This is a genomic window from Nocardia arizonensis, assembly GCF_001310275.1.
In the GTDB taxonomy this organism is placed as follows: Bacteria; Actinomycetota; Actinomycetes; order Mycobacteriales; family Mycobacteriaceae; genus Nocardia; species Nocardia arizonensis.
In genome coordinates this window covers 1-14,031 of the sequence record NZ_LGYZ01000092.1, presented here as the reverse complement: position 1 = coordinate 14,031, position 14,031 = coordinate 1, and the positions used below count along the sequence as shown (strand labels likewise).

Below are 14,031 nucleotides of genomic sequence, written 5' to 3'. Positions count from 1 at the left end.
CCCGCCTCGGGTCCGATGCCACACCAGTCAGGAGGCATGCCGCAGTCGGGTCCCATGCCGCAGTCGGGTCCCATGCCCGCGCAATCGGGACCCATACCCCGGCAGCAGCCCGGACCGCGCCCGGGACAGCGACCCGGTCCCGCCCAGTACCCGGGTGCGGGTCAACCGCCGGGTGCGGGGCGGCCCGCCCATCCCGGTCAGCGGCAGTACCCGCCCGGCCCGCCGCCGGGTCAGGGTCGTCCGCGTCCGGCCCAGCCCGGACCCGCCCAACCGGGTCAGGGTCGTCCGGGTCCGGGCGGCCAACCGCCCGCGGCGCACCGCAGTCCCGCGCCGCCCAACAACATGCAGCCGCCGCGTTTCGCGCCGCCGCCCAACTATCCGCCGCCGCAGCCGAATCCCGCGCCGCGGCGGCAGCGACCCGTACCGGTCGAGGGCGCCGAACCCGTGCAGGCCCAGCGGGCGCGCCCCGCCGCGCCCGTCGCGGTCAAACCGCCGAAGACGGCGGCACAGCCCGCGGTCGAGGCCGAGCCGAAGGAGAGCGCGAACGCGCGACTGCTGCGGGATTCGGGATCGATCGCCATCGCGACCCTGATCAGCCGCATCACCGGATTCGGCAAACAGCTGCTGCTACTCACCGCGCTCGGCCCCGCCATCGCCAGTGCCTACACCTCGGCCAGCCTGATCCCGAACATGATCGCCGAGCTCGTGCTCGGCGCGGTGCTGACCGCGATCGTGGTGCCCACCCTGGTCCGCGCCGAACAGGAGGACGAGGACGGCGGCGCGGCCTTCGTGCGCCGACTGGTCACCGCCGCGTTCACGGTGCTGCTGATTTCGACCCTGCTCGCCATGGCCGCCGCGCCGATACTGGCGACCCACATCTTCGTGTCCGCCGACGGCAAGGTCGACACGACTCTGACCACCGCGCTGACCTACCTGCTGCTGCCCGCGATCATCTTCTACGGCATGTCGGCGCTGCTCACGGCGATCCTGAATACCAGACAGGCGTTCAAACCGGGCGCCTGGGCGCCGGTGCTGAACAATGTCGTGGTCTTGGTCGTGCTCGCGCTCTACGCGTTCACCCCGGGTGAGATCACTCTCGACCCGGTGCGCATGAGCGATCCGAAACTGCTTGTCCTCGGCGGCGGCATCACTCTCGGCGTGGTCACCCAGGCGATCAGCCTGCTGCCCGCCATCCGCCGTCACGGCATCGACCTGCGCCCGCTGTGGGGCATCGACGCCCGCCTCAAGCAGTTCGGCCGCATGGGCGCGGCGATCATGCTCTACGTCTTCATCAGCCAGGCGGGCGCGATCTTCGCCAACCACATCTCCTCGACCGCGGACGAGGCGGGTCCGGCGATCTACCAGAACGCCTGGCTGCTGTTGCAGTTGCCCTATGGCGTACTCGGCGTCACGCTGCTCACCGCGATCATGCCGCGGCTGAGCCGCAATGCCGCCGCCGACGACACGCCCGCGGTGGTCGACGACCTCTCGGTCGCCACGCGGTTGACCATGATCGCCCTTGTCCCGGTGGTCACCTTCCTTACCCTGGCCGGACCGCAGGTCGGTCAGGCGCTGTTCGGCTACGCGCGCTTCGCCGGCGACGCCCATCGGCTCGGCATGGCGGTCAGCTGGTCGGCCTTCGCACTGATCCCGTACGCCCTGGTCCTGATCCATCTGCGCGTGTTCTACGCCAGGGAACAGGCGTGGACGCCGACGTGGATCATCCTCGGCATCACCGCGGTCAAGGTGCTGTTCTCGGCGCTGGCTCCGGTACTGGCGAACAATAGTGATCAAGTCGTGATCCTCCTCGGTGTGGCCACCGGACTCGGTTTCACCGCGGGCGCGGTCATCGGCGGATTCCTGTTGCACCGCAGCCTCGGCGACCTGCGCATGGCCAATGTCGGCCGCACCGTGACCAGGGTCGTCCTGGCCTGTTTGGCGGGCGGGGCGGTGATGCTCATCGTGAACGCGGTACTCGGCCTCGACCGGCTCGGCGGCGGCGCGGGGTCGCTGATCCGCGTCGTCATCTCCGCGATCGTGATGTTCAGCGTGGCCTTCGGTCTCATGCGCCTGGCGGGCGTGCCCGAGGTCGTCGCCCTCACGGTGGCCGTGTCGCGCCGTCTCGGATTCACTCCGCCCGCACCGGATCTGGAGCTCGAGACGCCGGCCGAGGACGTTTACGCGACGCAGGTTCTGCGTAGGCCGGACCTGTACGGATACCCGTCCTTCGACCCGTATATGGACACCCAGACCATGGTGTTGCCCGTGATCAGAGCCGAAGCCGTTGACAGCGCCGGCAAGGGCGAGTTCCCGTACCCTGTTCGGCAGAGAAGCACAAGTGGCGAATTCGCCGGAACATCGAATCATCAGGGCGAAGGAGGACCAAGGGTGAGCGACGACGCGGCGGTGGGCGGCGTCCCAGCCGCCGATTCTTCTGCGACCGCGGCAGGCGGCCTCTCGACCGATGTTCCGCACGCCGCATACCGGCAGCCGCCGAGCCCTGACAGCGCGGATCGGTCGGCCGAAGCAGGCCCGGCCGCGCCCGACCAGGGCTCGCACGAGAATCGACCGCACGAGGGTCAAGGTCCCGCACCACGAGATCCGATGTACGACACCGGCATGATCCCGATCCCGCCGCCGCAGATGGCCCCGCCGCCGGATACCACCGTTAGACGGGTGCCGCGCGGGCCCAAACTGATCCCGGGCGCGTCGGTGGCGGGTGGCCGCTACCGTCTGCTCGCCGGTCACGGCGGTTCGCGCGGCCTCCACTTCTGGCAGGCGCTGGACATCAAACTCGATCGCGAGGTCGCGCTCACCTTCGTCGACGCCGATCAGAAGGCCACCGAGAACTCCGGTCAGGACGGTCCGCAGGCGATCCTGTCGCGGACGCTGCGGCTCGGCCGCATCAACTCCCCGGGTCTGGCCCGCGTACTCGACGTGGTACGCGGCAGTTCGGGTGGCATCGTTGTGGCCGAATGGACCCCGGGTCGCTCGCTGCGCGAGATGGCCGAGATGGTGCCGTCCCCGATCGGCGCCGCACGCGCGATCCGCGCGCTCGCCTCGGCCGCCGAACTGACCCACCGCGGCGGCGGTTCGCTCTCGATCGACCACCCCGACCGCATCAGGATCAGCGCCTCCGGCGACGCGGTCCTTGCCTTCCCTGGCACGCTCTCGGATTCGGACGCCCAGTCCGACGTGCGCGGACTCGGCGCGATGCTCTACGCCCTCATCACCGCCCGCTGGCCCATCCGCTCCGGCGGCGTGTCCGGCACCGCCGCCACGGTCGGCGGGCTGCACCTGGCCGATTTCGGCGCCGACGGCACACCGGTGGAACCGCGCCAGATCCGCCCCGAGGTGCCCTTCGAGATCTCCGCGGTGGCGGTGCGGTCGCTGGAGTCGAACAAGGGCGTGCGCACCGCCGCCACCGTGCAGCACGTGCTCGAGCAGGCATCGGTGGTCGACCAGAAGACCGATTTCATTCCGGTGCTGCGGCTGGGACAGCGCCAGCAGGCCGCGAACTCCATCGACGAGTCGCTGGCCGACCCGGAATTACTGGCCGCCGAACGTGAACGGTCCCAGCGGATGATGTGGATCATGGTCGGCCTCGGCATTCTGGCCGCGCTGGTGGTCGGCATCGTGATCTGGTGGATGGTCAGCGTATTCGCGCCGGGCGCATCGGACGCGCCGCTGGACGAACAGCGCATCATCGGCCTGACCACCGAGAGCACTCCCGCGTCCGCGCCCGGCGTGGTGTCCACCGGCGCCCCCACCGGCGGCATTCCCGTTCCGGTGACCGGTGTTTCGGTGTTCTCGCCGGAGGGCACCCCCGACGGCGCGAACAATGTGCAGGCGGTGCTCGACCACGACGCCAACACCGTGTGGCGCACCGATCAGTACTTCCAGCAGTTCCCGGCCCTCAAGAAGGGGATCGGGCTGCTGGCGACGCTGCCGAGTCCGGCGAAGCTGAGCAGTGTCGCGATCACGTCGCCGAGTCCGGGGACCGCCGTCGAGATTCGCACGTCCCCGACCGATTCGCCGACTCTGGACCAGACCCAGCTGATCGGTTCGGCCAAACTCACCGAAGGCACCACCGAAATCCCTGTTCGCGCCGACGCTTCCGCCCGCTATGTCCTGGTCTGGATCACCGGACTCGGCAACTCGGGCAACCAGTTCCAGTCGGCCATCGCCGACATCCGCTTCGACGCCGCGTCGTAAAAGACAGCGCCGCACCCTCTTCCGTCCGCATTCCCCGACCTTGCGCTCGCGCGTGTCGCTCCCGCGCCCATCCGAGCAGGTTGCTGCGGATTCCAGCCCTCGATATGATGCCATCGCGCTCTCACAGCAGGGGAGCTTCCCGGGATCTGGGGTCGCGATCCCGGATGCTGCGAAATATTGGGTGACGGTCCGGCCAGGGCCGTTTACTGTGTGAGCGCTGTCCGAGGGGTTTGGCTTGTCGTCCGAATTGAACGAGGATTCCCGCGGGGGGAAGACGCGGCCGGTCACCCACCGGGCACGCTCGTTCATACCCGACGAACTCAGTGATATCGAGTTGTTGCGTGCCCATGTCGGCGGTCAGCGCCACGCCTTCGCCGAGTTGTTGCGCAGGCACAACGACCATCTGTGGCAGACGGCGCTGCGTACCTCCTATACCCGAGAGGACGCCGCCGATTCCCTTCAGGACGCATTGCTGTCGGCGCATCGCACAGCCGCGTCGTTCCGCGCCGAGGCCGAGGTGCGCAGTTGGCTGCACGCCATCGTCGTCAACGCCTGCCTGGACCGCATCCGGCGCAACAAGACCCGGCGGGCGGTCTCGCTGTCGCCGGAGACCATGCCCGAACCCGCCGACGACCGCGACGAATTCGCCGAGTTGGAGATGTCGCTCGTGGTCGACCGCGCCCTGTTCGCGCTGCCGCCCGACCAGCGCACCGCGCTGGTCGCCATCGACCTCGAGGGCTACAGCGTGGCGGATGCCGCGGCGATGCTGGGGGTGGCCGAGGGGACCATCAAGAGCCGGTGCGCCCGGGCCAGGCAGCGACTACAGGACCGCCTGGAATTTCTGCGCGATCCCGGGAACCGGAAGTAGTCGAGGTGCGTCATTAATAGTGACGAGCCACCGAACGATGTAAAAGCCGTGGCACCCTTGGGCGGGGTGCACTCGCGGCGCCGATCCCGAGCGACGACAGCGGATGAGAACAATGGAGGTGCGATGGCGATCCGGTCCGTACCGCAGCCTCCGTTCTCGACGGAGTTGCTGGCCGATCTGCACGCCGGAAACGTCGAGCCCGAACTGAGCGATCGGCTGTGGTCGGCGGCCCGCGGGGACGCCGAGGCCCACCGGTATCTGTGCGCGCTCGACGATGTGAGCGACCGGGTACGCGCGCTGGGTCGTGAGGAGCTGATCCTGCACGCCATGCCGGGCGACGTGGCCGCACGCATGGAACGGTTCCTGGACGAACTGGAACCCCTGCGACCCTCCGACGACATCCTGCCCTTCCCTTCGCATAACGGCTCCGCCCCGTCCGATGTGGCCACTCCCGCCCCGGTAGACCTGCGAGAACACCGGGGTACACGGCGATGGCTCGCGGCGGCCGCCGCGGCCGTGGCGGTGGTGGGAAGCGTGGGCGTGGCCGTCACCCTGTCTCGTGACGACGAGGCCGTCGCTCCGACAGCGCAGCCCCCGTCCAGCGCGGGTCAGGCGGGCGACGAGTTGACCGCGACGGCCGCCCTGGCCGCACTCGGCCGCAACGATGTCAGCGGACCCCTGGGCAACCGGGCCGCGCTCACCCGCTGCGTCGAGGCCGCCGGTCTGCAACGGGCCATTCTCGGGTCGACCGATATGACCTATCAGGGCAAGAACGCGGTGTTGGTCCTGCTGTCGGGTCCCAATCCGCCCAAGATCACCGCGCTCGTGGTCGGCCCCGGATGCACCACGGGCGATCCGCAGGTGCGCAACGTCACCGATATCGGCTGAAGTGCCCGCCCACCCCACCGGTCGGCCCGAAAGTGATCCACGTCGCCGGACCCACCGGTGCGGTCCGCCGGGGGAACAAGGCCGTTTACGCTGTTGTTGTCCCCCATGTTCCCCAGCTCTCGTCCTCGGAAGGGTCTCATGAGCACGCCAGTTCGCGACCTCATCATCGTCGGCTCCGGACCCGCCGGTTATACGGCGGCCGTCTACGCCGCCCGCGCCGAACTCCAGCCGCTGCTGTTCGAGGGCACCCAATTCGGCGGCGCGCTGATGACCACCACCGAGGTCGAGAACTTCCCCGGCTTCCGCGACGGCATCATGGGTCCCGACCTCATGGAGGAAATGCGCGAGCAGGCCAAGCGATTCGGCACCGACATCCGCACCGAGGACGTCGACGTGATCGACCTGAGCGGCCCCGTGAAGACGGTCACCGTCGGCGGCGAGACGCACCGGGCCTACGCGGTCATCCTCGCGATGGGCTCGGCGGCGCGCTATCTGGGTGTACCGGGGGAGCAGGAGCTGCTCGGCCGCGGCGTAAGCGCCTGCGCCACCTGTGACGGCTTCTTCTTCAAGAACCAGAACATCGTCGTCGTCGGCGGCGGCGACTCGGCCATGGAGGAGGCGACCTTCCTCACCAAGTTCGCCTCGAAGGTCACCATCGTGCACCGCCGCGAGGAATTCCGCGCGTCGCGCATCATGCTGGAACGCGCCAAGTCCAACGAGAAGATCGAGTTCGTACTCAATACCGAGGTCGTCAAGGTGAACGGCGAGAGCAGCGTGACCAGTCTCACCCTGCGCGACACCCGCACCGGCGAGGAATCGGAACTGGACGCGACCGGCCTGTTCGTCGCCATCGGCCACGATCCGCGCAGCGAACTGGTCGCCGACCAGGTCGAACTGGACGACGAGGGCTATGTCCAGGTGCTGCACCCCTCCACCGCCACCCGGGTGCCCGGCGTCTTCGCCGCGGGCGACCTGGTCGACCACACCTATCGTCAGGCCATCACCGCCGCGGGCACCGGCTGCCGCGCCGCGATCGACGCCGAACGCTGGCTCGCCGAACAGGGCGATATCACCAGCAACACCCTCGACCACGCCGGAGCGCCCGTCGCCCAGGTCTGAGCGGCGATCGTTCGTCGCGAAAGCTCTACCACCGCAAGGAGATATACATGTCCGACAGCGCCAACACGGTCACCGTGACCGACGCGACCTTCGCCGACGAAGTGCTGATGAGCGAGAAGCCGGTACTCGTCGACTTCTGGGCCGACTGGTGCGGTCCCTGCAAGATGGTCGCTCCGGTGCTCGAGGAGATCGCGGGCACGCACGCGGACAAGCTGACGGTAGCCAAGGTGGACGTCGACGCCAACCCGGACACCGCCCGCGATTACAAGATCCTCTCGCTGCCCACTATGATGCTGTTTTCCGGCGGAAAGCCGGTGAAACAGATCGTCGGAGCGAAGGGCAAAGCCGCCCTGTTACGCGAACTCGAGGATGTCATCTGACACGACGACGCGAATGTCGTTGTGAAATCGAGTCTCCAAAGAACACCGTCGCTTCCACGACGCGCCGTACGATGCCTGCACCCCGGTTAATTGTCGGAATCCGGGGCAGGTCTGAGAGAATCGACCACGCGCCGTGAACGACGGGCCGGAGGTGGTGGCCTGCGTACCACGCAGGCCACCACGACGGCGCAGTTCGAACACAGCTCCGGTCGTGTGCAGGTGTATCCCAACGCATGAGTGGGTACCCCGGTTGACGGAAGGGAAGGCTCTCACGCATGCACCGACTTCGTCACGGCGATTCCGGTCCAGCCGTCGCAGAGGTTCGGAGCACCCTGGCAAGTCTCGGGTTCCTCCACGCGCACGCGGTCAGCGGTGATCAGGCCGACGCGCGCGAGTACTGGAAAGACACCGAAGCCTCCTTCGACCACCATCTGGATTCGGCAGTCCGCGCGTTCCAGCAACATCGCGGCCTTCTCGTCGACGGTGTGGTCGGCCCGGCGACCTACCGGGCACTGAAGGAGGCGTCGTATCGCCTCGGCGCACGGACGCTGATCTACCAACTCTCCGCGCCTCTCTACGGCGACGATGTGGCCACCCTGCAACGCCGTTTGCAGGATCTCGGCTTCTACGTCCACCGAGTGGACGGCTACTTCGGCCCGCACACCCACGAGGGCCTCACCGCCTTCCAGCGCGAGATCGGGCTGGCCGCCGACGGCATCTGCGGTCCTGACACCCTGCGGTCGCTGGAACTACTCGGCGCGCGGGTCACCGGCGGCAATCCGCATCGGATCGCCGAGGAAGAGGTCGTACACCGGGCCGGGCCGCAGCTCACGGGCAAGCGGATCGTCATCGATCCAGGTCTCGGCGGTCCCGACAAGGGGTTCGCGGTGCCCACCGAATACGGCGATGTGTACGAGTCGGAGATCCTGTGGGATCTCGCGAGCCGGCTGGAGGGCCGCATGGCCGCCACCGGTATGGAGACCTTCCTGTCACGGCCCTGGGGCGCCAATCCCACCGATGCCGAGCGCGCGGAGACCTCCAACGCATTCGACGCCGACCTCATGATCTCGTTGCGCTGCGCGACCAATCCGAGTCCGCTAGCCAATGGCGTGGCGGGTTTCCACTTCGGCAATTCACACGGGTCGGTGTCGATGATCGGCCAAGTGCTCGCGGGCTTCATCCAGCGCGAGGTGGTCGCACGAACCTCGTTGCAGGACTGCCGCACCCATTCGCGGACGTGGGATCTGCTGCGGCTGACCAAGATGCCGACGGTCCAGGTCGATATCGGCTACCTGACCAACGACTACGACGCCTCCGTACTCACCAACCCGCGGATGCGCGATGTCATCGCCGAAGCCATCCTGATCTCGGTCAAACGGCTCTACCTGCTCGGCCAGGACGATCAACCCACCGGCACCTACACCTTCGCGGAGCTGCTCGCCGAAGAACTCGCGGCGGCCGACCGCATCTGAGACCTCTCGAATAGGGTGCGCCCCTGCCGACCAAGTGTCGACAGGGGCGCATCGATTTTCTGGGGATCAGACGCCGATACGGGTCGGTGCGGTGAGCGCGGCCGCCGCCAACAGCTGATCCAGGGCGCGTTCGACGTCTTCCTTCCACCCGTGATCGGAGTTCAGCTCCAATCGCAGCCGGGGGAAGCGGTGGTGCGCCGCGACGACTTCGAATCCGACATCCTCGAGAAAGTCGGCCTCGATCATGCAGGTCTCGGGCGCGCATCCGGCGGAACGCGCTTCGCGCGTGGGCGCGCCGATCCGTTCCATGAGGCGCATGGAACCGGCCGTTCGATCGGACATGGCCTTGGCGGGCGGATCGGTGCGGATGCCGAACGCCTCCAGTGCGCGCACCCCGCGGCGCACCAGGTCGGCCACGACGGCCTGGATGAGGCGGTAGGCCACGTCATCATCCCGATACGGGTATTCGGACCGCAGCGTGGTCAACAGCACCGCGTCCGGACTCACGGGGGAGGTAGGGAACAATGCCGCGCGGGGGACCGAACTGGGTGGCGAATACAGCGCACATCCGGCGACATTGCCGTCCACGGTCGCCACCTGACCGCAGGATCCCCACTGGAGCATGACGGTCGACAGCCATGCTTCCTTCTCGAACACCGGATCGCTGAACGCCCGGGAATCCTCGGCGACGGCCGGGTCGATTTCCCAGAAGACACAGCGCCGCGCGTGCGCCGGGAGCTGATCCAGTCCGCCGAGGGTAAGTGCTGTGACGCTGGTCGACACCGCTCTGCTCAGCCTCCAGCTATCCGATTCTTCGATCACGTCGCATCACTGTGTTCTCGCCAGCAAGAATAAGCGATCAACGAAACCTGCCTCATTCCACGTCGCTTTGCTATTGGTCAAGAGCCGTCATCCGCTACCCGGGCGCGATTCACAACGCCGTCACAGTGACGTTTCGGTGCCACACTCTGGGCATCTCGGGCGCACGGGGGATTTCGGTCACATGCCGAGCTTCTGCTGCTCCATCAAACCGACAATGCGTTCCAGATCCTCCACCGAGCCGAACTCGACGACGATCTTGCCCTTCCGCTTGCCGAGGCTGACCGTCACCTTCGTATCGAAGGACTCCGACAGCCGCTCGGCGACATCCTGCAATCCGGGCATATGGATGGGCTTGCGACGCGGCGCCGGGGGAGCGGCGGCATCAGGATCGCGGTTCGCAAGGGTTACCGCCTCTTCGGTCGCACGGACCGACAATCCCTCGGCGACGATCCGTGCGGCCAACACCTCCTGCGCATCTGCGCCCGCCTCCAGGCCGAGCAGTGCGCGCGCGTGTCCAGCGGACAACACCCCCGCCGCGACCCGGCGCTGCACCGGAATCGGCAGCTTGAGCAGCCGGATCATATTCGTGACCACCGGACGCGATCGGCCGATCCTCGTGGCCAGCTCCTCATGGGTGACGTCGAACTCCTCCAGCAACTGCTGATAGGCCGCCGCCTCCTCCAACGGGTTCAACTGCACCCGGTGGATATTCTCCAGCAGCGCGTCCCGCAGCATGGAGCCGTCGGCCGTCTCCCGGACAATCGCGGGAATGGCCTCGAGTCCGGCCTCCTGGCAAGCCCGCCACCGGCGCTCGCCCATGACCAACTGATAGCGATCCACACCGGGTTCCAGACGGCGCACCACGATCGGCTGCATCAAACCGAATTCGCGGATGGAGTGCACCAGCTCCGCCAGCGCCTCCTCCTCGAAAACCTGACGCGGCTGCTTCGGATTCGGCTCGATCTGGTCCGGGGGGATCTCGCGGTAGACCGCGCCGCCCTCGGCCAGCCCGCCCTCGGCATCCGTGCCCTCGACCGGATCGGGAACCCGATGCAGATAGGCCGAAGCCGGTTGCGGACCAATGGGATCCAGCCCGATCACGGCATTCGCCGCCGCGCTGCCGAGCCCCTGGTTGGTCGCGGGTCCCGTCGGGATCAACGCCGCCAGACCGCGCCCCAGTCCGCCCTTCTTCGCCTGACTCATCGGCCTACCGATCCCTTCTCTATCCGCCACCTGTTACCACAACCGGATGGGTACTACGCGCCGTCGGCGGCCTGCTGGACCATCGCCCGCTGAGCCATCTCCCGGCCGGCATCCAGGTAGCTCATCGCACCCCGGGAGCCTGGATCATAATCGAGGACCGTCATTCCGTACCCCGGAGCCTCACTGACCTTCACACTGCGGGGGATCACCGAGCGCAGGACGACATCGCCGAAGTGGCCGCGGACCTCCTCGGCGACCTGATCCGCGAGTTTGGTCCGACCGTCGTACATCGTGAGGATCACCGTCGAGACATGCAGCTCCGGATTGAGGTGCGCCTGCACCAGACCGATATTGCGGAGCAGCTGACCCACACCCTCCAGCGCGTAGTACTCGCACTGGATCGGGATCAGTACCTCCTTGGCCGCGACCATCGCATTGACCGTCAGCAGCCCCAGCGAGGGCGGGCAGTCGATCATTACGTAGTCGATGTCATAGCCGGCGATATTGGCCTCCTGGATGGCGGCCTTGAGGCGCCCCTCGCGGGCCACCATCGACACCAACTCGATTTCCGCGCCGGCCAGGTCGATGGTGGCCGGAATGCAGAGCAGGCGCTCACTGTGCGGGCTCTGCTGAATAGCTTCCTTGACCGAGACCTCGCCGATGAGCAACTCGTAGCTGGAAGGGATGCCGGAGTGGTGATCGATGCCGAGGGCGGTGCTGGCGTTGCCCTGCGGATCGAGATCGATCACGAGCACCGTCATCCCTTGATGCGCCAGGGCGGCCGCCAGATTCACCGCGGTCGTCGTCTTGCCGACGCCACCCTTTTGGTTCGCAATGGTGATGATGCGCTGCTCGTGAGGTTTCGGCACTGTCGCCTTTCCTGGATGCAATATCTGGCTGGCGCGATGAGCTTCGGCCGCGATCGGGGTCTCACTCGGAGAGATGTGCCCGAACGGTGTAGTGCCGAATGCCTCCGTATCGAGATTGCTGGCGTCCAGCATCCCCGGTACGCGCGACATAGTTTCCCGTGAAACATTCGCCGGACCGCTCGACATTGACTGCTCCTAACGCGAGAACCAAGACCACGTGCGGCCGCTCAACGACGCCGTGTCTTCAACAGCTGTGTCGGATCAAACACGATGTTCGATCGGGGACCTCGGAGCCGACCGACCGAGCGGAACCCGCGCCGCCGTGACCAACCCACATCCTCCGTGGCACCTACGCACACGCCCGACGCTCACTAGCTTGCCAGCACCGAGCGCGATTAGAAAGCTGAATCGCGGTGCGGCGCAAAGGACACGCCAAATGTTGCACCGAATACACGCCCACCACCCATGTTTCACATGAAACACAGACTCAAAAGACGGTTTCCATCACTCCCATCCCCATCCCTGCCGCACTCTGCCGAACCGATCAAAGCGCATCCCATCCACATTTTTTCATCACTGTGACGTAATTCGCCCGGGTATCGACACATACCCCTGAAACACTGCCATCCGACGACGCCTGACAGGGGAGCATCGCAGAGCCGCCGACTAGCCGATTCGCGTAGCCGTCACTGATTCACGTGAAACATCGTTGGGGACGCCCATATAGATCACCATCCCCTCCAAGCCGACGCCTGGAACCATCCCCCGCGCCGCTGCTGCCGCCGACCGCATCGGTACAGGTGCGTCAACGAATACGGCAAGTCCGACTGGCTCGCTCCTTCTGTCGTTAAGCCCACTGCACGGAGACGAATGCCTGCCATCCAATAGCCGCCACGCCGCAGCCAAGTTCGAACATCGTCGCTGACGTACCAGAGTCGGTTCAGGTTCCTCGATCAGCGAGGACGCGCGAGGCCCCTCCGCACTGCGCCATCGTGCATCAAGTTTCACGTGGAACACGACAGGAAGCGACCGGCGTAGATCCAGCTCTGGTGCCGTACAAGTCAGCGAGCGATTCTGCTAGAGCCATAGGCCAACGTGGCAGCGATCTCCGAATGCGTTCTTTGGCACGGCCACGGTTCACGCTGCGGCGACATCACACCCCACCGCCAGCGGCAGTTGATCGCCAGCGACAGATGCCATCAAGACGCCTCAATCCGGTGACAGACGGCGCAATGGAGTTCAGCCGGTCCACCTCCGCTACGAACACCTCAGCCCGACACGTCCACCAACTCAATTCGTCGACGAGCGCCAACCGCATCCGCGATCCATCCCTTGATTCACGTGGAACGTCGATGCGAAGCAACTTCCGGTCGACCGTCAGGTCGAGCGATCCGGCCCCACCCGACGGCCATAATCGACGGCCCCACCCGACGGCCCCCGGCAGCGTCTCGCCGACGGTCTCAGCCGACGGCCCCCGCCCGACGGCCCCTGACAGGGTCTCGCCTACGGTCCTCACCAGCGGTCTTGGCCAACGGTCCCAGCCGGTGGTCCCAACCGGCGGCCGCAGCTGGCGACCCCAGCCGGCGGTCCCGGGCAGCATCTCGCCTACGGTCCTCACCTACGGTCCTCACCTACGGTCCTCACCAGCGGTCCCAGCCGGTGGTCCCAGCCGGTGGTCCCAGCCGGTGGTCCCAGCCGGTGGCCCCAGCCGGTGGCCCCAGCCGGTGGCCCCAGCCGGTGGTCCCAGCCGGTGGTCCCAGCCGGTGGTCCCGTGCAGCGTCTCGCCGACGGTCTCGGCCGACGGTCCCGGGCAGCATCTCGCCTACGGTCCTCACCAGCGGTCTTAGCTAGCGGTCTCGGCCAACAGTCTCGCCCAACGGTCTCGAGCAGCGGCCCCAGCCAGCGGTCCCGGGCAGCGTCTCGCAAGCGGTCTCGACTGGCGGCCAGCCAGGCGGGCCCAGCCAGGCGGGCCCGGGCAGCGCCCTGTCGTACAGTCCCGTCGAACAGTCCCTGGCGGCGTCCTGACCAGCGGGGCGAGTGGTCTCGGCCAGCCATCCGGTGGAACGGCCGTCGAGCAGCCTGATCCAGCGGTCCGGTAGATCGGCCGGGTGCCCAGGCGAACACGCCGCAGGACGGTTGGCCGATCATTGGAGCGTGGGACATCCTGTCGGGGCTTGCCTACGATGCAGCAAGTT

Annotated in this window: 9 protein-coding genes; 6 read left to right on the top strand and 3 right to left on the bottom strand. The window is 67.1% G+C overall.

From position 1 onward, the window contains the following. Positions 1-36: 36 nt before the first annotated feature. From APZ21_RS22110 to APZ21_RS22085, 6 genes are all read left to right on the top strand, one after another. On the top strand, positions 37-4,215 hold the full coding sequence (locus APZ21_RS22110) for a murein biosynthesis integral membrane protein MurJ (protein ID WP_239476758.1): 4,179 nt from the start codon (positions 37-39) through the stop codon (positions 4,213-4,215). Between the two features lie 307 nt (positions 4,216-4,522). Next, positions 4,523-5,083 carry an RNA polymerase sigma factor SigM gene (gene sigM, locus APZ21_RS22105; protein WP_054815348.1) on the top strand — a complete coding sequence of 187 codons (561 nt, stop codon included), beginning with the start codon at positions 4,523-4,525 and terminating at the stop codon, positions 5,081-5,083. A gap of 123 nt (positions 5,084-5,206) precedes the next feature. Continuing rightward, on the top strand, positions 5,207-5,971 hold the full coding sequence (locus APZ21_RS22100) for a hypothetical protein (RefSeq protein ID WP_054815217.1): 765 nt from the start codon (positions 5,207-5,209) through the stop codon (positions 5,969-5,971). Positions 5,972-6,109: 138 nt separating this feature from the next. Then, a complete protein-coding gene (trxB, locus tag APZ21_RS22095) occupies positions 6,110-7,090 on the top strand; it encodes a thioredoxin-disulfide reductase (RefSeq protein WP_054815216.1) in 981 nt (326 codons plus the stop codon). Positions 7,091-7,137: 47 nt separating this feature from the next. Beyond that, positions 7,138-7,470 carry a thioredoxin gene (trxA, locus tag APZ21_RS22090; protein ID WP_054815215.1) on the top strand — a complete coding sequence of 111 codons (333 nt, stop codon included), beginning with the start codon at positions 7,138-7,140 and terminating at the stop codon, positions 7,468-7,470. Between the two features lie 275 nt (positions 7,471-7,745). Next, positions 7,746-8,942 carry an N-acetylmuramoyl-L-alanine amidase gene (locus APZ21_RS22085; RefSeq protein ID WP_054815214.1) on the top strand — a complete coding sequence of 399 codons (1,197 nt, stop codon included), beginning with the start codon at positions 7,746-7,748 and terminating at the stop codon, positions 8,940-8,942. A gap of 66 nt (positions 8,943-9,008) precedes the next feature. Here APZ21_RS22085 and APZ21_RS22080 read toward each other — a convergent pair whose 3' ends face one another. From APZ21_RS22080 to APZ21_RS22070, 3 genes are all read right to left on the bottom strand, one after another. Then, positions 9,009-9,725, bottom strand: coding sequence for a hypothetical protein (locus APZ21_RS22080; protein WP_054815213.1), 717 nt, complete (start codon positions 9,723-9,725; stop codon positions 9,009-9,011). A 216-nt stretch (positions 9,726-9,941) separates the two neighbouring features. Further along, positions 9,942-10,967 carry a ParB/RepB/Spo0J family partition protein gene (locus APZ21_RS22075; protein WP_054815212.1) on the bottom strand — a complete coding sequence of 342 codons (1,026 nt, stop codon included), beginning with the start codon at positions 10,965-10,967 and terminating at the stop codon, positions 9,942-9,944. Positions 10,968-11,020: 53 nt separating this feature from the next. Beyond that, positions 11,021-11,968, bottom strand: coding sequence for a ParA family protein (locus APZ21_RS22070; protein ID WP_371852327.1), 948 nt, complete (start codon positions 11,966-11,968; stop codon positions 11,021-11,023). Positions 11,969-14,031: the final 2,063 nt, after the last annotated feature.